Annotated in this window: 22 protein-coding genes; 16 read left to right on the forward strand and 6 right to left on the reverse strand. The window is 71.9% G+C overall.

The genetic code is table 11. The features are described 5' to 3' along the window. Genes ASG94_RS19695 through ASG94_RS19705 form a run of 3 tightly spaced genes read right to left on the reverse strand, consistent with a single transcriptional unit; the run spans nucleotide 1 to nucleotide 2,965 of the window. Nucleotides 1-1,146 carry an Mrp/NBP35 family ATP-binding protein gene (locus ASG94_RS19695; protein WP_056928199.1) on the reverse strand — a complete coding sequence of 382 codons (1,146 nt, stop codon included), beginning with the start codon at nucleotides 1,144-1,146 and terminating at the stop codon, nucleotides 1-3. 11 nt (nucleotides 1,147-1,157) lie between these two features. Continuing rightward, a complete protein-coding gene (locus ASG94_RS19700; protein WP_056928200.1) occupies nucleotides 1,158-1,676 on the reverse strand; it encodes a DUF1003 domain-containing protein in 519 nt (172 codons plus the stop codon). Further along, entirely contained in the window at nucleotides 1,673-2,965 is a 1,293-nt protein-coding gene (locus tag ASG94_RS19705) for a magnesium transporter MgtE N-terminal domain-containing protein (RefSeq protein ID WP_056928201.1), read from the reverse strand. Before ASG94_RS19705 ends, ASG94_RS19700 begins: the two co-directional genes overlap by 4 nt. A gap of 115 nt (nucleotides 2,966-3,080) precedes the next feature. Here ASG94_RS19705 and ASG94_RS19710 point away from each other — a divergent pair, with 115 nt between their 5' ends. The 13 genes from ASG94_RS19710 (at nucleotide 3,081) to ASG94_RS19770 (ending at nucleotide 16,921) form a co-directional block, all read left to right on the forward strand. After that, a complete protein-coding gene (locus ASG94_RS19710; protein WP_056928202.1) occupies nucleotides 3,081-3,536 on the forward strand; it encodes a hypothetical protein in 456 nt (151 codons plus the stop codon). Nucleotides 3,537-3,632: 96 nt separating this feature from the next. Beyond that, nucleotides 3,633-5,069 (forward strand): phospholipase D-like domain-containing protein, encoded by a 1,437-nt coding sequence (locus tag ASG94_RS19715; protein WP_056928203.1) that lies wholly within the window; start codon nucleotides 3,633-3,635, stop codon nucleotides 5,067-5,069. 229 nt (nucleotides 5,070-5,298) lie between these two features. After that, on the forward strand, nucleotides 5,299-7,293 hold the full coding sequence (locus ASG94_RS19720) for an endonuclease/exonuclease/phosphatase family protein (protein WP_056928204.1): 1,995 nt from the start codon (nucleotides 5,299-5,301) through the stop codon (nucleotides 7,291-7,293). Nucleotides 7,294-7,398: 105 nt separating this feature from the next. Continuing rightward, entirely contained in the window at nucleotides 7,399-8,460 is a 1,062-nt protein-coding gene (locus ASG94_RS19725; protein ID WP_156411724.1) for a hypothetical protein, read from the forward strand. Next, a complete protein-coding gene (locus ASG94_RS19730) occupies nucleotides 8,457-9,338 on the forward strand; it encodes a glycosyltransferase family 2 protein (RefSeq protein ID WP_056928206.1) in 882 nt (293 codons plus the stop codon). The genes ASG94_RS19725 and ASG94_RS19730 overlap by 4 nt, the downstream gene beginning before the upstream one ends. Nucleotides 9,339-9,347: 9 nt before the next feature. After that, nucleotides 9,348-10,943, forward strand: a complete 1,596-nt coding sequence (locus tag ASG94_RS19735; protein ID WP_056928207.1) for a class I SAM-dependent methyltransferase — start codon at nucleotides 9,348-9,350, stop codon at nucleotides 10,941-10,943. Beyond that, complete coding sequence (locus ASG94_RS19740) at nucleotides 10,940-11,158, forward strand: DUF6752 domain-containing protein (protein ID WP_156411725.1); 219 nt, start codon at nucleotides 10,940-10,942, stop codon at nucleotides 11,156-11,158. Before ASG94_RS19735 ends, ASG94_RS19740 begins: the two co-directional genes overlap by 4 nt. A gap of 10 nt (nucleotides 11,159-11,168) precedes the next feature. Beyond that, nucleotides 11,169-12,251, forward strand: a complete 1,083-nt coding sequence (locus ASG94_RS19745; RefSeq protein WP_056928209.1) for a hypothetical protein — start codon at nucleotides 11,169-11,171, stop codon at nucleotides 12,249-12,251. A gap of 108 nt (nucleotides 12,252-12,359) precedes the next feature. Further along, on the forward strand, nucleotides 12,360-13,559 hold the full coding sequence (locus tag ASG94_RS19750; RefSeq protein ID WP_056928210.1) for an acyl-CoA dehydrogenase family protein: 1,200 nt from the start codon (nucleotides 12,360-12,362) through the stop codon (nucleotides 13,557-13,559). 4 nt (nucleotides 13,560-13,563) lie between these two features. After that, on the forward strand, nucleotides 13,564-14,391 hold the full coding sequence (locus ASG94_RS19755) for a sulfotransferase (RefSeq protein WP_056928211.1): 828 nt from the start codon (nucleotides 13,564-13,566) through the stop codon (nucleotides 14,389-14,391). 10 nt (nucleotides 14,392-14,401) lie between these two features. Further along, nucleotides 14,402-15,475, forward strand: a complete 1,074-nt coding sequence (locus tag ASG94_RS19760) for a hypothetical protein (RefSeq protein WP_156411726.1) — start codon at nucleotides 14,402-14,404, stop codon at nucleotides 15,473-15,475. Beyond that, a complete protein-coding gene (locus ASG94_RS19765; protein WP_056928213.1) occupies nucleotides 15,475-16,245 on the forward strand; it encodes a class I SAM-dependent methyltransferase in 771 nt (256 codons plus the stop codon). The genes ASG94_RS19760 and ASG94_RS19765 overlap by 1 nt, the downstream gene beginning before the upstream one ends. Before the next feature lie 25 nt (nucleotides 16,246-16,270). After that, complete coding sequence (locus ASG94_RS19770) at nucleotides 16,271-16,921, forward strand: hypothetical protein (RefSeq protein ID WP_056928214.1); 651 nt, start codon at nucleotides 16,271-16,273, stop codon at nucleotides 16,919-16,921. A 314-nt stretch (nucleotides 16,922-17,235) separates the two neighbouring features. Here ASG94_RS19770 and ASG94_RS19775 read toward each other — a convergent pair whose 3' ends face one another. After that, nucleotides 17,236-17,946: a hypothetical protein gene (locus ASG94_RS19775; RefSeq protein WP_056928215.1), complete on the reverse strand. Its 711-nt coding sequence runs from the start codon at nucleotides 17,944-17,946 to the stop codon at nucleotides 17,236-17,238. Continuing rightward, a complete protein-coding gene (locus ASG94_RS19780; RefSeq protein ID WP_056928216.1) occupies nucleotides 17,943-18,380 on the reverse strand; it encodes a sigma-70 family RNA polymerase sigma factor in 438 nt (145 codons plus the stop codon). Before ASG94_RS19780 ends, ASG94_RS19775 begins: the two co-directional genes overlap by 4 nt. Nucleotides 18,381-18,600: 220 nt before the next feature. Between ASG94_RS19780 and ASG94_RS19785 the strand changes: the two genes are divergently transcribed. The 3 genes from ASG94_RS19785 to ASG94_RS19790 all read left to right on the forward strand — a co-directional run bounded on the left by ASG94_RS19785 (nucleotide 18,601) and on the right by ASG94_RS19790 (nucleotide 22,051). Further along, nucleotides 18,601-20,712, forward strand: a complete 2,112-nt coding sequence (locus ASG94_RS19785; protein WP_162260846.1) for a sensor histidine kinase — start codon at nucleotides 18,601-18,603, stop codon at nucleotides 20,710-20,712. Nucleotides 20,713-20,726: 14 nt separating this feature from the next. Then, nucleotides 20,727-20,900: a DUF5302 domain-containing protein gene (locus tag ASG94_RS22070; RefSeq protein WP_162260847.1), complete on the forward strand. Its 174-nt coding sequence runs from the start codon at nucleotides 20,727-20,729 to the stop codon at nucleotides 20,898-20,900. A 71-nt stretch (nucleotides 20,901-20,971) separates the two neighbouring features. Then, nucleotides 20,972-22,051: a MaoC family dehydratase gene (locus ASG94_RS19790; RefSeq protein ID WP_056928218.1), complete on the forward strand. Its 1,080-nt coding sequence runs from the start codon at nucleotides 20,972-20,974 to the stop codon at nucleotides 22,049-22,051. On the opposite strand, the gene ASG94_RS19795 is transcribed toward ASG94_RS19790, so the two are convergent. Beyond that, nucleotides 22,027-23,211 (reverse strand): MFS transporter, encoded by a 1,185-nt coding sequence (locus ASG94_RS19795; protein WP_056928219.1) that lies wholly within the window; start codon nucleotides 23,209-23,211, stop codon nucleotides 22,027-22,029. The two genes, ASG94_RS19790 and ASG94_RS19795, sit on opposite strands and share 25 nt — an antisense overlap. Nucleotides 23,212-23,244: the final 33 nt, after the last annotated feature.

The raw sequence follows: 23,244 nt of genomic DNA on the forward strand, positions 1-23,244 counted from the left end.
TCAGAACTTAGCGGTCGGGGTGAGTCCCAGCTGCATGCCGGCGAGTCCCCGGCCCCGTCCGGCGAGCTGGTCGGCCACCGAGCGGAGCTCGACGGCCGCGGGAGCGGTCGGGTCGGACTCGACGATCGGCTTGCCGGCGTCGCCGCCCTCGCGCAGCGACGGGTCGAGCGGGATGCGGCCGAGCACCGGGACGTCGTACCCGAAGCGCTGCGAGAGCGTCTCGGCGACGCGGTCGCCACCGCCGCTGCCGAAGACCTCCATGGTCGAGCCGTCGGGCAGGGTCAGGAAGCTCATGTTCTCCACGACGCCGATGACGCGCTGGTGCATCATCGAGGCCATCGTGCCGGCCCGCTCGGCCACCTCGGCGGCGGCCTCCTGCGGGGTGGTCACCACGACGACCTCGGCGCTGGGCAGGTGCTGGCCCAGGGAGATCGCGATGTCGCCGGTGCCGGGCGGCAGGTCGAGGAGCAGGGCGTCGAGGTCGCCCCAGTAGACGTCCGCGAGCATCTGGACCAGCGCCCGGTCGAGCATCGGCCCGCGCCAGGCGACGACCTGGTCGCGACGCGGCTTGAGCATCCCGATCGAGATCACCGAGACGCCCGAGGGGGTCGGCACGGGCATGATCAGGTCGTCGACCTGCGTCGGGCGGGCATCCGCGATGCCGAGCATGGCCGGGACCGAGTGGCCGTAGATGTCGGCGTCGACGATGCCGACCTTGAGGCCCTGCGCGGCCAGGGCCAGCGCCAGGTTGACGGTGACCGACGACTTGCCGACGCCGCCCTTGCCGCTGGCGATCGCGTAGACCTTGGTGAGGGAGCCGGGCTGGGCGAAGGGGATCTCGCGCTGCGCCTTCCCGCCGTTGAGGACCTCCTTGAGGCCGGCGCGCTGCTCGGGGGTCATCACGCCGAGCGTGAGGTCGACCGAGGCGACGCCCGGGACCGCGGTGACGGCGGCCGTCACGTCGCGGTTGATGGTGTCCTTGAGGGGGCAGCCGGACACCGTCAGCAGCACGTGCACCGAGACCGCACCGTCGTCGGCGACCTCCACCGAGTCGACCATCCCGAGCTCGGTGATGGGGCGCTTGATCTCGGGGTCGTTGACGCCGGCGAGGGCGTCCATGACCTGCTGCTGCGTGGGGGTGCTCATGGTCAAGGAGTCTACGAGCCGCCTGTCTCCTCCGGCGGCTCGGGCCGATTCAGCTGCTCGATGTCGCTCATCAGCACGCGCAGCTCCGAGCGCAGGAAGTCGCGGGTCGCGACCTCACCCACCGACATCCGCAGCGAGGCCACCTCGCGGGCGAGGAACTCCATGTCGGCGTGGGCGCGGGCGTTGGCCTGCCGGTCCTGCTCGGCGACGACCTTGTCGCGCATCTCCTGGCGGTTCTGCGCGAGCAGGATGAGCGGTGCGGCGTACGACGCCTGGAGGCTCAGCATGAGGGTCAGGAAGATGAAGGGGAACGGGTCGAAGCGCAGGTCCGCGGGCGCCACGGCGTTCCACGTGATCCACACGAGCACGAAGAGCGTCATGTAGATGAGGAACTTCGCGGTCCCCATGAAGCGGGCGAACTGCTCGGCGAAGACCCCGAAGGCGTCCGAGTCGTAGCTGGGGCGCCGCACGAGGTGGCGGCGGGCGTCGCGGGGGGTGTCGAGGCGTGCGCGGGCGCGGGAGTCGCTCATCGGCCACCGCCTCGCGGGGTGTCCAGGCCGTGGCGGCTGATGGGCCCGGGCCGCACGGTGTGGTCACGCCAGTTGTCCGGGAGCATGTGGTCGAGCAGGTCGTCGACGGTCACCGCGCCGAGCAGCCGGCCCTCGTCGTCGACGACGGGGGCGGCGACGAGGTTGTACGTCGCGAGGTGGGCGGCGACCTCGTCGATCGAGGCGTCCGGGCGCAGCGGGTCGAGCGACTCGTCGAGGGCCGCCGCGACCAGCGTGGACGGGGGTTCGCGGAGCAGGCGCTGGATGTGCGCGGCCCCCAGCAGCCTGCCCGTGGGCGTCTCCAGCGGCTGGCGGCACACGTAGACCAGCGCGGCGAGGGCCGGCGTCAGCTCGGGGTTGCGCACGTGGGCCAGCGCGTCGGCGATGGTCGCGTCGGGGGAGAGGATCACCGGCTCGGGCGTCATCATCGCGCCGGCCGTGTCCTCGACGTACGACATGAGGCGCCGCACGTCCTCGGCCTCGTCGGGCTCCATCAGCCCCAGCAGCGTCGCGGCGGTCTCGGGGTTGAGGTCGGCGATGAGGTCGGCGGCGTCGTCGGCCGACATCTCCTCGAGGATGTCCGCGGCGCGCTCGGAGTCGAGGTGCTCGAGGATCTCCACCTGGTCCTCGTCCGGCAGCTCCTCGAGCACGTCGGCGAGGCGCTCGTCGTCGAGGGCGGCGACCACGGCCGAACGCCGCTCGGGCGGCAGGTCGTGGATCATGTTGGCCGCGTCGGCCGGCTTCATGTCGTTGAGCGCGGCGATCAGGTGGGTGGCGCCCTGGGTGTCCTGGCGCCGGGCCAGGCCGGTGACGTCGCGCCACTCGACGGTGTGGGTCTGCCCGCGCCGGCGGAAGCCCTTGGACGGCTCCTGGATCGCGACCCGGGACAGCACCCAGTCGCGGTTGCGGGCCTGCTCCATCCCCACGTCGTACACCGTGCCGGTCACGCCGGTGGCGGTGATGGTGACCTGGCGGTCCAGCATCTGGCCCATCACCAGGGTCTCGGTGGAGCGCTGCTCGAAGCGCCGCATGTTGAGCAGCCCGGTGGTGTGGACCTGCCCGGAGGCGATGTTGGTGACCCGGGTCATCGGCACGAAGATGCGCTTGCGGCCGAAGACCTCCGCGACCAGGCCCAGGACCCGCGGCTGGGTGGACTCGCTGCGCAGCGCCACGACGACGTCGCGCACCTTCGCCACCTGGTCGCCCAGCGGGTCGAAGACCGGGAGCCCGACGAGACGGGCGAGGAAGACCTTGTTCGGCGTGGTGCTCATCGTTCCTCCTCGACCGTGGCGTCCCCGTTCGTGCTCCGGCAGCGAAGGCTACCGCTCCGACCCGCGCGGGCGTGACGATGACGTGGCGGCCATGACGTCACCTACAGTGGAACGCATGGTCGCCATCTGGAAGAGCTCTGCCCGCTCGGGCGCCCTGCTCTGTGCCTTGGTGCTCGGGTCGACGGTGCTGGGCGCCTGCGGCAACGAGTCGGGCGGGGAGCAGGCCTCCGACTCCAGCAGCTCGGAGTCCACCACGGAGTCCACCGGCGAGTCGCCGTCCGAGACCCCCACCGAGTCGGAGGCGCCGGCCGAGCCGGCCACCGACCCGAGCAACGGCCTGCCGGTGTGCGAGGACGTCTGGGTCGACGGGCTCGACCTGCCGAAGGACTACACGGCCTGCTCGCAGGACGGCGAGGCCGTCAAGCCCGTGAAGAAGATGTGCGGCTTCGGCAGCCCGATGATCATCCACGACGACCGCTTCTACGCACTGCGCGGCAACCGGGTCAACGACGTCGGCGACATCGCCACGAGCGAGCAGTTCCAGTCCGCGCTGGCGGCCTGCCAGGCCTGATCCGTTCCTTTCCGTACGGCGGCTCGCCAGCCGCCGACCGTGGCACCTCACGGTCTCGACACACACGGTCACGACACCCAGGGGAATCCCATCACCATGAAGTCCACTCGTCCCATCACGGCTGCGGTCGCAGCCCTCGCGCTGCTGGCGCCGCTGACCTTCCTCGCGACAGGGGCCAACGCCGGAGAGCCGGTCGCGGCATCCGCGCCCACCACCACGCCCACCCCGACCCCCACGCCGACGCCGACGCCCACCCCGGTGCCGACCACGACGACCCCCACCGCGACGCCGACCACCACGCCGACCGAGGACCCGACCCAGGACGCGACCACCACGTGGCACCCGCGCGCGGGCGTGCGGTTCAACGAGCCCCGTGATCCCGCGGAGTCCCACAAGATCAACCGCTACATCCGCAGCGCGATCGCCAACACGCCCAAGGGCCAGTCGATGAAGCTGGTCACCTGGAACTTCAGCAACCAGCTCTTCGTCAACGACATCATCGCCGCCCACAAGCGCGGCGTGAGCGTGCGGCTGATCATGGCCAACGGTCTCGCCGAGAGCCAGAGCCGCTCGAACGGCTACTTCTGGCAGGTCCAGCGGGCGCTGCAGAAGGGCAACAAGAAGCGTCCCGGCTACCTCAAGAGCTGGGCCCGCACGTGCAAGAACTCCTGCCGCGGCAAGGAGGGCATCCAGCACGGCAAGTGGTTCGTCTTCAGCCGCACCGGCGGGCGCAACCTCGTCGTCATGTCGACGTCGGCCAACCTCACCGACGCCGCGGCGTACAACCAGTGGAACGACCTGCTGACCGTCCAGGGCCGCCAGGGCACCTACGACGCCTACGTGAACGTCTTCAAGGAGATGTCGCGCGACCGCCAGGTCAAGCCCGCCTTCAAGACCTTCGACGACAAGAACTACGACGGCTGGTTCTTCCCGCAGATGGGCCCGCTGCGCAACCACAACGTCATCCGGCTGCTCAACAAGGTCAAGTGCACCGGCGCGCGTGGCGACGCGGGCAAGAACGGCAAGACCGTCATCCGCGTCTCGCAGGCCGTCTTCAACGGCCGCCCCGGCTCGGCGATCGCCGGCAAGCTCAAGAAGCTCAAGAAGGCGGGCTGCAACGTCAAGCTCGTCTACGGCGTGCTCAACAACAACTCGCGCTCGCTGCTCAAGGACATCCCGAGCCGGACGATCCTCGAGGACACCAACGGCGACGGCTTCGTCGACCGCTACGTCCACATGAAGGCGCTGACGATCTCCGGTCACTACGCCCGCAACCGCCAGGCGCACGTGGTCTACCAGGGCAGCGCCAACTTCTCCGGCATGGCGACCCTCTCCGACGAGCAGGGCTTCATCATCAACAGCAAGAAGCTGGAGCAGTCCTACTCGAAGTTCATCAACTACCTCTTCAAGAACCCGCCGCCGCAGGGCCAGGACCTCATCAAGGAGATCGTCCTGCGCCAGGCGCCGGGCTTCGACCCCTTCGAGAAGGTGCGCGCCGAGATGGGCATGGGCTCGATGGTGCCGGCCGAATGACGCCGCGCTGACGTCCCGACCGACGTCGTACGACGCACTCCGGCGGCCACGAGGGCAACCTCGCGGCCGCCGGTGGCGTCTCCCGAGCAGACGCTGTGCTCCGGCGTGGGGTCCCGGATCCGGCGCCGTGGTCTGGTCACTGTGGTGTTTGTGACTTACCGTGACTGGTGTTACTGCTGATGCTCGTCTGCCCGTCCGTCCTGCTGCACCGCCTACCTCGGAGGTTGCCATGAAGGCGCTCGCCGCCCTCATCGCGCTCGTCGTGAGCCTGTTGTCCCCGCTCGCCCTGGCCGCCCCCTCGGGTGCGGCCGCCACGTCGGGTGTGGTCACGGCCGCGCCGGTCGGGGCCGTGGGCACGACGGACGACTCCACGTCCTCCCGCCTCGCGAGCACCGCCGCGGAGCGGCGCCGCGCCGGCATGGAGGCCATCTCCAGCGGCGGCGAGCACACCTGCCAGCTGCCCGGCGACGGCTCGCTGCTGTGCTGGGGGCGCAACTCCTTCGGCCAGCTCGGGGACGGCAAGAAGGGCACCCAGACCCCGACTGCCCAGCGGGTCACCCAGGGCAAGCCCTGGCGCCGCGTGTCGGCCGGCGGCGGCTCCACCTGCGGCATCAAGAAGAACCAGAGGCTCTTCTGCTGGGGCGTCAACCACCGCGGCCAGCTCGGCGTCGGCACCGACAAGCCCCGCCTGCGGCCCACCGTGGTCGCCAAGAGCACGAAGTGGACCTCGGTCGACGCCAGCTGGTTCAACACCTGCGGCATCACCGCCCAGACCAAGCTCTACTGCTGGGGAGACAACGCCGCGGGCCAGCTCGGCGACGGCAGCAAGGTCAAGGTGCGCACCAAGCCCAGCCTGGTCAAGAAGGGCAAGAACTGGGCGTCGGTCTCCGTCGGCAGCCGCTTCGTGTGCGCGATCAAGAAGAACGGCGCGCTCTACTGCTGGGGCGGCAACCTCTTCGGCCAGCTCGGCCACGGCAGCTACGCCGGCAAGGCCAAGCCCACCCGCGTCGGCACGAGCAGCAACTGGGCCGAGGTCTCCACCTCGTGGACCCACACCTGTGCCCGCAACACCAGCGGCGGCGTCTTCTGCTGGGGCCGCAACACCTTCGGCCAGGTCGGTGACGGCACCGTGACCACCACGCCCACCCCGCGCCAGGTCGCCGACCTCAAGGCCGTCGACATCACCACCACCGAGGGCGCCTCCTGCGCCATCGACGACAAGGCGCGCGTGCAGTGCTGGGGCAACAACGCCTACGGCGTGATCGGCGACGGCACCAAGCCGTTCACCACCTCGCCCGAGCCGGGCCCCGCCGACATGCGGGAGATCGACGGCGGGTGGCGCCACGTCTGCGGCATCACGACCGCCGGCTCGGCGACCTGCTGGGGCCAGAACGACCGCGCCCAGCTCGGCAACGGCACGCTCACCAGCAGCCCCTCGCCGACCGAGGTCGAGCCGCTCCCGCCGGCGGACCCGTCCGGGGTGACCGACTTCCGCATCGCCACCGTCAACGCCCTCGGCAACGGTCACACCCGGCCGTACGCCGGTGACGACTCCTACGCGCCGGCGACCACCCGGATGTCCTGGATGGCCGACCAGCTCGACAACTCGGCGATCGACATCATGGGCCTCCAGGAGGCCAACGCCGACCAGACGGCCCACCTGATGAAGGCCGCCCGCGGCACGTGGGACGTCTACCCCCGGCCCGAGGCCGGCGACGACGCGGCCGAGGCGGCCATGGCCTGGCGCACCAGCGTCTGGGAGCTGGTCGAGGCCACCACGATGATGAACCAGTTCATCAGCAAGGAGCTGCCGCGTCCGATCGTCAAGCTGCGCCACCGGGTGACGGGCAAGGAGATCTACGTGATCAACATCCACAACGCCCCGTGGGACTACCAGTTCAAGCGCAACAAGGCGAGCAACGTGCAGATCGCCAAGATCAACGAGCTGCGCGCGACCGGCACCCCGGTGTTCTACATCGGTGACTTCAACGAGAAGCGCGAGATCCTGTGCAAGGTGCTGGCCAAGACCGACCTGGTCAGCCCGTTCGGCGGTGCCTACGACGACGCGACCGGCCGGTGCACCAACCCGCCGAGCCGGATGCGCGTCGACTGGATCTTCGGCACGCCCGAGGCGTCGTACTCCAACTTCGAGTACACCCGGCCGCCGCTGCTCAGCCTGGTCACCGACCACAACATGGCACTGGTGGACGTCCGCCTGCCCTGACCGGCAGCAACCGTGCCGGAGCCGACTCGGTAGGGTCGGCCCCGGCACGATCGCACTACCGGCCAACCGGGGCCGGCTGCACCGGCACGCGGAAGGGGAGTGGACGTGGCTGAGCGCGTCGTCCTCCACATCGGCTCGATGAAGTCGGGCACCAGCTTCATCCAGAACGTCCTCGGCAACAACCGCGAGGCGCTGGCCGGGCACGGGATCTCGTTCGCCGGGGAGCGCTGGCGCGACCAGGTGACCGCGGTCCAGGACCTCATCGCCCATGGCGGTCCCCGCCAGGACCCGCTCGACGCGGGCGGCCCGTGGTCGAGGCTGGTCGAGGAGATCAACGCGACGCCCGGCACCTCGGTGGTGTCGATGGAGTTCCTGGCCCCCCGCGTCACGGCCAAGATCGAGCTCCTGCGCGACTCCCTGCAGGGCGACCTCCAGGTCGTGCTGACCGGCCGGGACCTGGCCCGCAACATCGCCGCCATGTGGCTGGAGTCGGTGCAGAACGGCTCCGCGGTCGACTGGGACGCCTACCTCTCCGCCGTGCGCTCCGAGGACCGCTCGCAGCCGGTGGCCCGCAACTTCTGGAACCACCAGGGCCTGGCCGATATCGCGGCGCGCTGGGCCGCCGCGGTCGGGGAGGACCACTTCACGCTGATGACGGTGCCCCAGAAGGGTGCCCCGTCCAGCCTGCTGTGGGAGCGCTTCGCCCAGGTGCTGCACCTGGACCCGCAGGCCTTCGAGCTCGACGTGCGGGCCAACCCGTCCATCGGGCTGGCCACCGCGATGACGCTCCAGCACCTCAACGCGCTGCTCGAGGCCGACGGCTTCACCGACGACAAGTACTACGACCTGCTGGTCAAGCACCTGCTGACCAAGCGCGGCCTGGTGGCCCGGCAGGGCCAGGAGCCGCGCCTCGGGCTCGACGAGCGCTGGGTGATGAAGCGCGGCGCCGCGGAGGTCTCCGCGCTCCGCACGCAGCGGCACCGCGTCGTCGGCGACCTCGACGAGCTGTTGCCCCGCCCGGTCCCCGGCGTGCACCCCTCGCAGGTCTCCACCCAGCAGCAGCTGGAGGCGGCGATGGAGGGCCTGTCGCGGATGGTGCAGATCGGCGTCGAGCGCGAGGGCCGGCACCGGCGCCGGATCGCGCGGCTGAAGAAGGCGAGCCGATGAGCGGCCTGCCGCACGTCGCCGTCATCACGATGGCCCGCGACGAGGGCACCATGCTGCGCCGCTGGGTCGACCACTACGCCCGGGAGGTCGGCGCGGAGAACCTCGTGGTCGTCGACGACAACAGCTCCGACGGCTCCACCGACGACCTGCCCTGCCCGGTGCTGCGGATCCCGCCGCTGACGAGCAAGAAGTCCTTCGAGCCCGCCCGGATGGGGATGCTGGGCGGCCTCTCGGCCGGCCTGCTCGAGGCGTACGACGCCACGATCTTCTGCGACGTGGACGAGTTCATCGTCGCCGACCCCAAGGTGCACGAGACGCTGCGCCACTTCGTCGCCGCGCGGGAGGGCCGCCCGGCCGTCGGCGTGATGGGGCTCAACGTCGTCCACGACGTCGCCCGGGAGCCGGCGCTCGTCGACGACGAGCCCATCCTGGGGCAGCGCCGGCTGGCCAAGTTCCTGCCGCTGATGTGCAAGCCGTCGCTCAAGTGGGACCCGGCCCCGTGGGCGCTGGCCTCGCACGGCATCAAGTGCCCCTTCGAGGTCGACCCCGAGCTGTTCATGTTCCACATGAAGTTCGCCGACCGCGACCACCTCCAGGCGGTCGCCGACCACCGGCACGCGATGTTCACCAGCGAGGGCCGCGCCGCCCGCACCAGCTGGGAGCGCAGCGGCGGCGACATGGTCGACCTGCTCGACGAGATCACCGCCGACATCGACCACGACGAGATCAAGCCCTTCGGTCCGCCGCTGAAGAAGCTGCCGACCATCGTCGAGCAGAGCGCTCCCGACGTGTGGCGGGCCGTGGGCGGCGGGCAGGTGCAGGCGATGCGCAACCGCCCCTTCACCCGGATCCCGGACCGGTTCCTCGGTCGGGTGTGACCACCCGCCATGACTGACCCGACGGCCCTGCCCCCGGTCCGCGACGTCCGCGTCGACGACGACGGGCTCCGGTTCGCAGCGTCCGAGGACGTGCTCTGCAACGTCTCCTTCGACGGTCGCCGGATCTGGTCGTTCTGGTCGGTCCGCGACAGCACGCCCGACGGCACGTCGGAGAGCGGCGCGCGGGCGGTGGCGTGGCCCGAGCGCCTCACCCTGCACCTCGAGGGCGCCACGCGCCTCGGCGTCACCCTCGGGGACGGCACCGTGGTCCACGACGCGGAGGTCCGTCTCGGCACCGAGGACCGCCGCCTCACCGTGGTCGGGCGCGACGGGGCCCCGCTCGGCATCGACATGTACGGCAAGCTGGTCAAGACGTTCGAGACCAAGGACGCCGGCGAGCTCACCCCGCTGCTCGACGCGCTGGAGACGGTGCTGGGCCTGCTGCACGAGCAGGGCCTGGAGGCCTTCCCGGCGTACGGCACCCTGCTCGGCGCCGTCCGCGAGGGCACCTTCCTGGGCCACGACAACGACGCGGACGTCGGCTACGTCAGCCACCACACCCACCCGATCGACGTGATCCGCGAGTCCCACCGGGTCCAGCGCGCCGTCGAGCGGCGGGGCTACGCCACCAGCCGGCACAGCGGGGGGGCGTTCAAGATCGACGTCCCGGACGCCGACGGCTCGGTCCGCGGGCTGGACGTCTTCGGCGGCTTCTTCAGCGAGGGACACCTCGCGCTGCTCGGCGAGATCTGGGCGCCCTACGAGCGCGAGTGGGTCTTCCCCCTCGGCACGGTCACCCTCGACGGTCGCGAGCTGCCGGCGCCGGCCGACCCCGAGCGGCTGCTCGCCGAGACCTACGGCCCGGGCTGGCGCGTCCCCGACCCCGCCTTCCGCTACGAGAAGGACCCGGGAGTCCAGCGACGCTTCGACGAGTGGTTCCGGGGCACCCGGCTGCACCGGGCCGCGTGGGACCACCGCTACGGCCTGGCCCGGCTGCTGCCGCCGTACCAGCCGCCCCACGACGTCTCCCGCCACCTGCACGCGCGCGAGGACCCCGACACGTGGGTGCTCGACGTCGGGTGCGGCCGCGGGCGTGACGTGCGCTGGCTGGCCAAGCAGGGCCGGCCGGCGGTCGGGCTGGACTACTCCGGGGTCGCGATGCAGTTCGTCGCCGACAAGGCCGCCGCGCAGGGCTGGCCCGCCGAGCTGCGCACCATGAACCTCCTCGAGCTGCGCCACGTGCTCTCCTGGGGCGCGCTGCTCGCCGCCCGGCCCGGTCGCCGCACGGTGCTCGCACGCCACCTCGTCGACTCGACCTCGCCGTACGGCGTCGACAACTTCTGGCGGCTCGTCTCGATGGTCCTGCGGCCCGGCGAGCGGGTGCACCTGGAGTTCCTGACCAGTCCGATCGACGACCCGGAGGGCCGTCCCTCGCTGGTGCGCCCGCTGGAGGTCGCCGACGTCGTCGCGGACGTCGAGCGACGCGGTGCGGTGGTCACGGACCGGGTCGACCTGGTCGGCCAGGCCATCGACTACGGCTACGGCGAAGAGTTGTCCGACGGCAAGCAGTGGCGGTCCTGCCGCCTGGAGGTGGAGTGGCGATGAAGTTGCCCAGCAGGTTGTCCGAGAGCGGGTCCCGCAAGGACCTCGAGGCGCGCGTGCAGGAGCTGGAGGCCCAGGTCGCCGCGCTGACGGACCGCGTCCAGGAGGGCGCCGTGCTCCACCAGCGCTTCGCCGAGCTCCTCGACGTCGTCACCGAGCTGCTGCCGGGCGCGGATCCCGCCGCGGTCCAGCGGTACGTCGACGAGCTGGGGTCGTGAGGAGCGCACGGTGAGCCGTCGCGTCTTCGTCCACATCGGGCTGCCCAAGACGGGCACCTCCTACCTCCAGGCCATCGCCTGGCCCGGGCGCGAGCGCCTGCGGGAGGCCGGCCTGCTGCTGCCCGGGGCGCGCAAGAGCGACCACCTCCTCAGCTCGATGATCGTGCGTGACGACCCCGGCGTCGCCCGGCGCGGCCCGGACGCCCCGGGCGCGTGGGACCGGGTGCGGGCCGACGTGGCCGCGTGGTCCGGGGACGCGCTGGTCAGCCACGAGTTCTTCTGCGCCGCCTCGGCGGAGCAGGCGACCCGGATGGTCGAGGCGCTGGCTCCGGCCGAGGTGCACGTGGTCGTCACCGCCCGGGAGCCGCTGGGCCTGTTCACGTCGAGCTGGCAGGAGTCCCTGAAGAACAAGTCGACCACGCCGCTGGCCGACTACGGCCGCTCGGAGTCCGAGGACCCCCGCGCCGTCTGGGACTGGCGCGCCCTCGACCTCGGGCTGGTCCTGGAGCGTTGGGCCCCGACCGTGCCGCCCGAGCGGCTGCACGTCCTCACCCCGCCACCGCCGGGCTCGGCCCGCGAGGTGCTGTGGGAGCGGTTCGCCGGGGTGCTCGGCATCGACCCCGCCACGTGCGACGCCACGCAGGGCTTCGCCAACTCCTCGATGGGGGTGGTGGAGGCCGAGACGATGCGCCGGGTCAACGAGCGGCTGACGGGCTTCAACACCGCCCGCGCCCGCGGGGTGTGGCTGCGCTCCTTCCTGGCCGACGAGCGGCTGGTGCCGCGCGGTGGGGAGCCGTTCTGGCCGGCCGACGACCAGGTGGCCGACGCCCGCCGACGCGGGGAGCGGGCCGTCGAGCGGCTGCGCGCCGCGCCGTACGACGTCGTGGGAGACCTCGAGCTGCTGCGCGTGCCGGAGGACTTGCCGCCGCGGCGGCACCCGGACTCGGTGACCGACGCCGAGGTGGCCGAGGTCGCCCTGGACCTGGTGGCGACCCTGATGGGCGACCTGCAGCGGCGTACCGACCGTCCGGCGACCTCCGCGCCACCGCCGTCGCGGCTGTCCCGCCTGCGCCGGGCCCTGCGCGGGCGGTGAGGGACTGTGACTACTGTCATGTGCCGGCGGGGGAGCTTTCCCGCCTAGGCTGTCCGGATTACCGGCTGGTAACCAGCCGTCACGCCCTCCAACGGAAGGACTCCCGCCATGGGTCGCCTGTGCCAGACCGACGGACTCACCGAGGACCAGAGCGAGATCCTCAAGGCGGTGCGCCAGTTCGTGGACGAGAAGATCCTCCCGGTCGCCTCCGAGCTGGAGCACAAGGACGAGTACCCGACCGAGATCGTGGAGGGCCTCAAGGAGCTGGGCATCTTCGGGCTGATGATCCCCGAGGAGTACGACGGGCTGGGCGAGTCGCTGCTGACCTACGCGTTGTGCGTGGAGGAGATCGCGCGCGGCTGGATGAGCGTCTCGGGTGTCATCAACACCCACTTCATCGTCGCCTACATGCTGATGCAGCACGGCACCGAGGAGCAGAAGCGCAAGTACCTCCCGCGGATGGCGACCGGTGAGGTGCGGGGCTCCTTCTCGATGTCGGAGCCGGGCCTGGGCTCGGACGTGGCGGCCATCAAGACCAAGGCCGCCCGCGGTGACGACGGCGACTACACGATCAACGGCCAGAAGATGTGGCTGACCAACGGCGGGTCCTCGACGCTGATCGCGGTGCTGGTGAAGACCGACGAGGGCGCCGACTCGGTCTACAAGAACATGACGACCTTCCTGGTGGAGAAGGAGCCGGGCTTCGGGGAGACCGCGCCCGGCCTGACCATCCCGGGCAAGATCGACAAGATGGGCTACAAGGGCGTCGACACCACCGAGGCCGTCTTCGAGAACCACCAGATCGCCGCCGAGCAGATCCTCGGCGGTGAGCCGGGCAAGGGCTTCTACCAGATGATGGACGGCGTCGAGGTCGGCCGCGTCAACGTCGCCGCCCGCGCCTGCGGGATCGCCAACCGGGCCTTCGAGCTCGGGGTGGCCTACTCCCAGCAGCGCGAGACCTTCGGCAAGCCGATCGCGGAGCACCAGGCGATCCTGTTCCGCCTCGCGGAGATGGCGACCAAGGTCGAGACCGCCCACACGATGATGGTCCGCGCGGCCCGCACCAAGGACAAGGGCGAGCGCAACGACGTGGAGGCCGGGATGGCCAAGATGCTGGCGTCCGAGTACTGCAACGAGGTCGTCGAGGCGTCGTTCCGCATCCACGGCGGCTACGGCTACTCCAAGGAGTACGAGATCGAGCGGCTCTACCGCGAGTCGGCGTTCATGCTCATCGGTGAGGGCACCTCCGACATCCAGAAGATGATCATCGGTCGGTCGGTCCTCAAGGACTACAAGCTCAAGGGCTGACGCCGTGTACCTCCCGCCCCCGGTCCGTCGGCGTCTCGACGCGCGCGTGGACCGGGCGCGCGAGGAGGGATTCCGCGCGGGGCTGGCCCACGCCGCCGCGCGGCGCTCGCGCGAGCGCCACCGCTACGTCTTCGTCGTGACCTACGGGCGCTCGGGCTCGACGCTGGTGCAGGGCCTGCTCAACGCGTTTCCCCGCGTGCTGGTGCGCGGGGAGAACGACCTCTACCTGCTCGACCTCTACCGCGCCCTCGCACGGCTGCGCGCCTTCCGCGAGCTGCACGGCGAGCAGGGCTCGCGCAACGTGGTCTCGGCCTTCTACGGGCTCAAGGCCATCCGGCGCAGCGCCTTCATGCAGGCGATGAACGACGTCGTCACGACCGGGGTGGTCGGCAACCGCGACGCCGACGACTACGACGTGCTCGGCTTCAAGGAGGTCGTCTGGCACCGGATCGCCCCCGACGAGACGGCCGGCTTCTTCGACGCCATGGACAAGGCGTTCCCGGGCGTGCGCTACGTCCTCAACACCCGCGACGTGGCGCGCGTGATCGGCTCCGGCTTCTGGCGCGACTCCGACGTCGACGAGGCCCACGGCCTCATCAACCGGGTGGTCGAGATCCAGGAGCACCTGCGTGCCACGCGTCCCGACCGGGTCCACGACGTGCGCTACGAGGAGCTGACCGGCCCCGACCCCGCCGTGCGCGACGACGTCGTACGGCGCCTGGGCGAGTTCGTGACCGGCGCGCCGATGTCGCCGGCGGTGCTCGCGTCCGCGCGCGAGGTGCTCGCCACGGGACACGGCCCGTTCCCCTTCGCCCGGGTGGACGCCGACTAGGGTGACGCCCATGTCCCGCCGGCTCGTGCTCCACGTGGGGGCGATGAAGTCCGGCACGAGCTACGTCCAGTCGCGGCTGTTCGCCAACAAGCGGATGCTCCTCGAGCGCGGGATCCTCGTCCCCGGCATGAACTGGCTCTCCCAGGTGATGGCCGCGAGCGACGTGCTCCGAGGGGGCGAGGCGCAGTGGGCCCGGATGGCCGGCAAGGTGCAGGCGCACGAGGGCACGTCGGTGATCTCGATGGAGTACCTCGGACCGGTGCGGCCGGTCGTCGTACGCCGCGTGCTCGCGACGTTCCCCGACCACGAGGTCACCGTCGTGGTCACCGCCCGCGACCTCAACCGCTCGATCCCCGCCATGTGGCAGGAGACCGTGCAGAACGGCCGCACGTGGACCTTCGCCGACTACCTCGCGGGCATCGAGGCCTGGCGACCCGGCCATCGTGACGAGTCGGCCGAGGCGCCGGAGTCGGGCCGGACCTTCTGGCGCCAGCAGAACATCGTCCGCTTCGCCCGCACGTGGGGCGAGGAGGTGGGTGCCTCGCGGATCGTGGTCGTCACGGTGCCGCCTCCCGGCGCCCCGCGCGAGCTGCTGTGGGAGCGCTTCTGCTCGGTGCTGGGCACCTCGCCCGAGGGCTTCGCGCCGGCGCGGATGGGCAACGAGTCCGTCGGCGCGGCCTCGACGCTGGTGATCAGGCGGGTCAACGAGCTGCTCAACGCCGAGGGCCTGGTCTTCCCGGAGGGCACCGACCTGCGCAAGGGCGTGCTCGCCAAGCAGGTGCTCGCCGCGCGCAAGGGCGACGAGCCGGCGATCGGGTTGCCGGTGTCGCCCTGGGTGGCCGACCACGCCGCGCACATGGTCTCCGCGCTGCAGCAGCTCGGGGTCTCGCTGGTGGGTTCCTGGTCGGACCTGGTGCCCGTCGACGTGCCCGGCGTGGACCCGGCCACCGTGTCGGAGTCGCTCGTCGCCGACGCCGCCATCGCGGGGCTGGCGGGCTTCCTCGCCGAGCGGATCCGGGCTGCTTCCGATGCCGACCCGGACTCGGGTGCGGGGTCCGGGGTGGACGACGAGGGGTCGGGCTGATGGCCACCTCCGTCGCGGACGTGCTCGACCAGAGCCTCGCCCCGCGCGACCCCTCGATGCTGCTGGCGACGGTGCGCTCGCTGGACCTTGCGCCCGACAGCCTCGCCGTCGACGTGGGCTGCGGTGAGGGCGAGCACGCCTTCCGGCTGGCGGCGCACTTCGGGCTGCGCGTCGTCGGCATCGACCCGGTGCAGCGTCACCTCGACCGGGCCCGCGAGGTGCGCCGCGGGGAGCCCGAGGCCGTCGCGTCGCGGGTGTCCTTCGAGCGCGGCACGGCCGACCGGATCCCGCTGCGCGACGCGACCGTCGACCTCGTCTGGTGCCGCGACAGCCTTCCGCACGTGCCCTCGCTGGCCTCCTCCTACCGTGAGTTCGGGCGGGTGCTCAGGCCGGGCGGGCGGGCGCTGGTCCACCAGGTCCTCGCGACCGACCTGCTGGCCCCGGAGGAGGCGGACTGGCTGTTCCCGGTCCTCGGGGTGGTCCCGGCGTCGATGGACCTCGACACCTCGGACGGGGCGATCCGGCACTCGGGACTTGTCGTCGACGCCTCGGTCGACCTCGGCTCGGAGTGGGTCGAGCACGCGGAGGAGACGTCCGGCACGGCGTCGCGCGCGCTCCTGCACGCGGCGCGGCTCCAGCGCGACCCCGAGCGCTACCGGGAGGCGTTGGGCGACGCGGCGTACGACGTGGCGCTGGGGGAGTGCCTCTGGACGGTCTACCTGATGCTCGGGAAGCTGACCTCGCGGGTGCACCTGCTGTCCCGCCCCTGACCGTGCCAGGCCGTACTCTCGGACCATGAGCTGGCTCGGGGCACGCAAGGAACGGCGACTCGCGGCGCTCGAGGAGCTCCGGCAGGCGCGCCGGCTCCTCGACGAGGACGTCACCGTGTTCGGTGAACAGCTCGCGGACCTCCACGGCGAGATGCTCGCCGTCCCGCTCGACCAGGACACCCGCCAGGACTACCAGCGCGCCCTCGACGTGTACGACGAGGCCAAGACCGTCCTCGCGGCGGCCGTTGCCGCCGAGGACGCGATGGGCGTCGTCGCCGTCGAGAAGCTCCTCGACGACGGGCGCTGGCGGCTGGCGTGCGTGCTGGCCCGTCGCGACGACCTCGACGTGCCGGCCCGGCGCGAGCCGTGCTTCTTCAATCCCCAGCACGGTCCCGCCGTCGAGGACCTCAGGTGGACCCCGCCTCACGGCACCGAGCGCGAGATCGGCGTCTGCCGCTCGGATGCGCGTCGCATCACCGGAGGCGAAGACCCCGAGATCCGCCTCGTGCGCGTCGGCGATCGCTACGTCCCGTGGTACGCCGCCCAGGCCGAGCGTGGCCTGCTGGTCTCCACCCTCGGCACCCGAGCCGTCGGTGGCGTGCCGAAGTACGTGATGCTCGAGGCGGACATCCACCGGGCCTCCAGGAACACCCCCGGTGGCAGCGGGCGGCGATAGGGCCCGACGGCCGGTCCAGGGGCAGCCACGGGCCCTCGGTCCGCTGGCCGAGGACGGCCCTCAGGGTCCCTCTCGGAGCCTGGTCCGGCACGAGCACCGCTCCTGCGCCCGTGCTGTGAGCTGCTGCGCTGAGCGCAGCAGCTCACACCGCGCCCCGAGGGGGTTGCCGGTCTGCTGCGCTGAGCGCAGCAGGTCGTACCGCGCGCCCAGGGGGTTGCCGGTCTGCTGCGCTGAGCGCAGCAGGTCGCACTGCGCCCCGAGGGGTGTCGGCGGAGTCCGCGAGACCCCGCGGCACGACGACCGTTGCAGCGCGCTCAGGGGCGCCGGACGACCTGCTCCTCGGCAGAGTCGGGGACGACCCGGCCGTCGATGAGGAGCTCCGAGGTGTAGGCGTCCATGTCCCGGGGGATCTCGAAGGGGGCGTACCCGGCCCCGTCGACCTCGTAGACGGGAAGGTCCTCCGTGAACTCGCCGGACGTGATGCGCACGGTGTCGACGTCGGGGTGGACGGCGTAGACCCAGACGAACGAGTCACCGACCTCGACCCCCGAGTCGATGAACAGGGCCGGGTCCTCGAGGTAGCGCGTCGGGTCGTTGACGAAACCACAGGGGCGTTCGACGTACTCGCCGTACTCGTAGCCCGACGTGTTCCACTCGCTGCCGAGCAGGTTCTCGCTCTCCTCGACCAGCTCCACACCGGTGACCGGCCGCCCGCACTCGTCGGTCCGGTCCGACTCGACGAGGAGGTAGCTGCTGCCGCCCACGCTGCCGGTCGCCACGATCCGCTCCGGGGCGATCGTGTCGACGTACTCGGGTCCTTCCCGCACGAACGCGCCTGCCGCGAGCGCCAGGGGGACCGCCAGCGCGCCGATGCCGAGGGCGACCCGTCGCCGGCGGTACGACGTCCGGGTGGGCGCCGGCGGGGCCGGGGGAGCGAAGTCATCCTCGGTGAGCGTGTCCGCCACCATGTGCAGGCTGTCGCGGAGGCGACGCTCGAGGTCCTGGTCGTCGTGGGTGGGGTTCATGCGAGGGCCTTCCGGAGCTTGTCGAGGGCACGACGGTGGTCGGAGCGGACCGTCGCCGCCGGGCGGTCGAGGACGGCTGCGACCTCGGCGAGGGTGAGGTCCTCGTAGTAGTGGAGGACGACGACGGCGCGCTGGACCCACGACAACCGCCCGATGTGGGCCCACGTCTCGTCGACCTCGGGAGGAAGCACCACCTGCGGACGCTCCTGAGGCTTCGACAGGAGACGCAGGTGGCGGCGCTGGCCGTCCTTGACGGCGTTGACCACGGCCCGCTTGAGGTAGGGGAGCGGCTTCTCGATCTGGTCCCAGCGCTCGTGGGCGGAGGCGAACACGGACTGGACCACGTCCTCGCTCACGTCGTGCGACCCCGACATCAGGTACGCCAGACGCAACAGCGCCTGCCGGTGCTCGTGGTACGCCTCCTCGAATCCCAAGGCGGACCCCTGCCTCTCCGTCGTCCTCACACCCCTTCAGTCGTCGTGGAGCCCCGCAGCGTTGCACCCCGCACCCGCCCTCGTGCCCGCGGGCCGGTGCGGGGGTCTGCTCGCCCGGTCTGGATGGGGCGGTCTGGATGGGGCGATCGGGCAGCATGCGGGCTCTGCAAGGATGCCGAGATGGTGCGCGCGCTCGTTCAGCTGGGGCGGGGGCGCGTCGGTGACGACTGAACGACGTCCCCACCGACCCGACGAACCGGACGGGCGGTGGGCGCCACGGTCGTGGCCGCTGTGGTGGTCGGCCGCGCTGGTGCTGATCTTCTTCCTGGCGTCGGCGTCCGTGTGGCTGGCGCCGCAGGGCAGCAGCGTGGCGGCCTGGTGGCCGGCGTCCGGAGTGGCCGTGGCGCTCGGCCTGAGGACGCGCCGAGACCGGCTGGCGGCGACGCTGGTGGCGATCGTCGTGGTCACGACCGCCGCCAACGTGTGGGGTGGCCGTACGTGGGGCACCTCGGTGGGCTTCGGCCTGGCCAACGGGGCCGAGGTGGCGGTGGTGGTCTGGTTCTTCCGCAGCAGGCCGGCGCCACCGCCCTTCGCCTCGCTGACCGACCTCGGGCGCCTGGTGCTCGCGACGGTCTGCGGCGCGGGCGCTGCCGCCGTCATCGCCGGTCTGACGGTCGCCCCCGTGGGGTTGGTCACCCCGGCGGCCGCTCGCGCGGTCTTCGCGTCGCACGCCGCCGCCATCCTCGTCATCGTGCCGATGACGATGGTGCACCTTCCCCAGCAGGCGCACGCCGGACGCCTGGAGCGGGTGCTGCAGCCGCTCGTCCTGGCGGCCTCGATCGGAGGCGTGTACGCCGTCGAGGGCGCACTGCCGCTGGCCTTCGCGCCGATGCCGGTGCTGGTGTGGGGCGCGGCCCGGTTCGGCGTGCGGTTCGCGACCGTGGAGCTGTTGCTCTCGGGGATCGCCATGTCGCTGCTCACCACGGCGGGGCGAGGGCCGTTCCCGACCACGGCGGCGAGGTGGGACTACCCACCGGAGATGGTTGGGACGATGCTGCAGGCCGTGCTGGTGTCATCGGCCCTCGTGTCGCTGCCCGTCGCCCTGCTGACCGACGAGCTCTCCGCCCTGCTGGCCCGGGCCCGCGCGAGCGCGGAGACCCTCCAGGGGGTGATGGAGGCCGCGACCCAGACCGCCATCATCACCACCGACGTGCTCGGCCGGGTGACGTCGTTCAACGCGGGGGCGGAGAACCTGCTGGGGTGGACCGCCGCCGACGTCGTGGGTCGTGCGACGCCTGCCCTGTGGCACGACGAGGGGCAGCTGGCCCGGCGGTCCGCTGACACGGGACTGGAACCCGGCCTCCGGGTGCTGGTGGCCTCGCTCGAGGGTCGACCCGGCTCCGAGCGACGCGACTGGACCTGGCGTTCGCGCGGGGGCGAGGAGCTGATCGTCTCGCTGCGGGTCTCGCCGCTGCTGGACGCCGCGGGACAGGTCACGGGATGGCTGGGCATCGCGGAGGACGTGACCCGGAGCCGGCGCTCGGAGCAGGTCCTGCGATCCGCGCTGGAGCGCGAGCGGGAGGCGGGGCAACGCCTCGTCGAGCTCGACCGGGCCAAGACGGAGTTCGTGGCCGCGGTGAGCCACGAGCTGCGTACCCCGATGACCAGCGTGATCGGCAACCTCGAGCTGCTCCTGGACGACGAGGCGGGCTCGGTGTCCGCCAGCCAGCGCGCCGCCCTCGAACGGGCCGACCGCAACGCCCGCCGGCTGCTCGGGATGCTGGAGGAGCTGCTGCTGCTCTCGCGTGTCGAGAGCGGCACGTTCGAGCTGAGGGTGGGGCGCACCGACGTCCGCGACGTCGTCGAGCAGGCCCTGCACACCCTGGACGTCACCCGCGTCCGGTCCGGCGTCCACGTCGAGCTGCATGAGCCGGACCACCCGGTGGAGCTCGAGGCCGACGGCGAGCAGCTGGAGCGCGCGGTCATGAACCTGGTGTCCAACGCCGTGAAGTTCACGCCGGCGGGCGGGCGCGTCGACATCGACGTCGAGGACGACGGCACGGCGGTCACGGTGAGCGTGAGCGACACGGGAGTCGGCATCGAGGCCGCGGACGTGGACCGCCTCTTCGACCGGTTCTACCGCGCGCCGGGTGCCGTGCGCGGGGCGGTCCCGGGGACGGGTCTGGGGCTCTCCATAGTCAAGGCCGTCGCGGAGCGTCACGGGGGGACCGTCACGGTCGCCTCGACGCCCGGGTCGGGGAGCACCTTCACGCTGCGCCTGCCGCGAAATCCCTCGACCCCCGAGGGTCCGGCTGGCAGGGTGGGGGCCTGACCAGAGGAGGACGGATGACGAACGAAGACCTCAAGGCCAAGATGCGCGAGGCGCTCGACAAGAAGAACCACCAGGAGAAGGGCGTCCACCAGGACGGCCCGGTCCACGAGAAGGCCCACGGGGCCGAGGTCGAGGGTGGAGCCGCACCCAAGATGCACCGCCGCAAGGCCGGCGGGGGCGGGACCTGAGTCACCCGTCGTGACGAGCACCACGTGAGCACCCGCGCCCTTCCGGGCGCGGGTGCGGCACGATACGGCCCATGGTCACGACCGAGGGCAACGCAGCGAGCAAGACCGACGCGGGCAACTTCTTCGAGGACTTCACCCTCGGCCAGGTGATCGAGCACGCGACACCACGCACGATCACCGAGGGCGACCGGGCCCTGTACGGCGCGATCTACCCGAGCCGGTTCGCGATCGCCTCGAGCGCCGAGTTCGCCGCCGCCTGCGGCCTGGCCCCGGCCCCGGTGGAGGAGCTCATCGCCTTCCACGTCGCCTTCGGCAAGACCGTCCCCGACATCTCCCTCAACGCGGTGGCCAACCTCGGCTACGCCGAGTGCCGCTTCCACCGGCCGGTCGTCCCGGGCGACACGCTGCGCACCAGCTCGGAGGTCATCGGCCTCAAGCAGAACTCCAACGGCCGCACCGGCGTCGTCCACGTCCGCTCCACGGCCACGAACCAGCGCGGCGAGACGGTCCTGGACTGGTGCCGCTGGGTGATGGTCCACAAGCGCGATGCGGACGCCCCGGCCCCCGAGACCGTCGTGCCCGACCTCGCCGCCGTCGTGGACCCCGCCGACCTGGTGGTCCCCGCAGGCCTCGACTTCACGGCGTACGACGTCGTGGCGGCGGGGGAGCCGCACCGTCTCGGCGACTACGTGGTCGGCGAGAAGATCGACCACGTCGACGGGGTCACCCTCACCGACCCCGAGCACATGATGGCCACGCGGCTGTGGCAGAACACCGCCAAGGTGCACTTCAACACCGACGCCCGCCCCGACGGCCGGCGCCTCGTCTACGGCGGCCACGTCATCTCCATGGCGCGCGCCCTGTCGTTCAACGGCCTGGCCAACGCCCAGCTCATCGCGGCGATCAACGCCGGCTCGCACGTCGCCCCGGCCTTCGCCGGCGACACCGTGCACGCCTGGTCCGAGGTCCTCGACACCGCGGAGACGCCCGCGCCGGGCGTCGGTGCGCTGCGCCTGCGACTGGTCGCCACCCGCGGCCGCGACGCGTCGATGACGCTGCGCGGCGAGGACCCGTCGACAGGCTCAGGACAGGCGGCGTACGCCGAGGGCGTGCTGCTCGACCTGGACTACTGGGCGCTCGTCCCCGTCTGAGTCGCGGGAGCCGCGGGTCCGGGCAGGGCGAAGTGCCGCGACAGCGGCCACACCAGCAGGATCAGCACCATCGGCACGGCGAACCCGATGCGCAGGTTGTCGGCCCCCACGACACCGGTGAGGACCGCCCCGAGCAGGCCGCCGACGTAGTTGAACTGGTTGAACCGGCCGATCACCACGTCGACCCGGGCCTGCCGCAGCGCCGGGTCGGTGACCCCGTCGCCGGCGATCCGGGCGGCCGCGGAGAAGGACAGCGGCGCGATCACCGCGGCGCCCAGCCCGAGGAGGGTGAAGCCCGCGACCGCCACCTGCCACGTGGGTGCGGCGACCACCAGCAGCAGGGCGAACGACGACACGAGCGTCCCGGCGCGCAGGACGCGGACGGCACCGTGGCGGCGTACCAGCCCGTCGCCGGCGAGGCGCGCCACCAGCGACGCGACGAGGTAGGGGAAGGTCGCCAGCGCCAGCAGCGAGGTCGGGGTCGGGAAGGCGCGGTCGAGGTACGTCGGTCCCCAGGTCGCCGCCGCGGTGTCGACCATGTAGAAGAGCACCATCGCCAGGCCCACCATCACGATCGGTCGCCACGGCACGGCCACGTCGTGGCTGGCCGTGGAGATCCCCACCCGGCGCAGGTACGGCGCCGCGATCGCCAGCAGCGGCACCACCGCGACCACGCCCAGCGCGGTCACCGGCACCCCGGGTGTCGCCAGGGTGAGCCCGGCGCCGAGGATGCCGCCGAAGGTCCACGCGCCGTGCATGGACGGCAGGACCGGACGCCCGAGCGCGTGCTCGATCGCCACCGCCTGCATGTTGGTGCTGGCGTCCACGAGCCCGAGCGCCACGCCATACAGCGCGAGACCCAGCAGGAACACCGGCCACACCTCGACCACGGTGAGCACCAGCGCCACCGCCATCACGGCGAAGCCCGTCCGCAGCAGGAGCGCGCTGTCGCGGCGCACTGCCAGCCGCTCTGCCAGCACCGAGCCGACACCGGCCAGCAGCACCACCATCAGCAGCAGGCCGGACAGGGCGAGCTCGTCGAGGTCCCAGCGCTCGGAGAAGAGCGGCAGGCGCGTCGTGGTGCTGATGAAGACGAAGCCCTGGCAGCCGAAGGCCAGCATCGCCGCGACCCGGCCGCGGGGCACGGCACCAGACGTCATGGGCGCATCGTGGCACGCCCGGGGCCCCCGGAT

The sequence above is a fragment of the Nocardioides sp. Soil805 genome (assembly GCF_001429625.1).
GTDB lineage: Bacteria > Actinomycetota > Actinomycetes > Propionibacteriales > Nocardioidaceae > Nocardioides.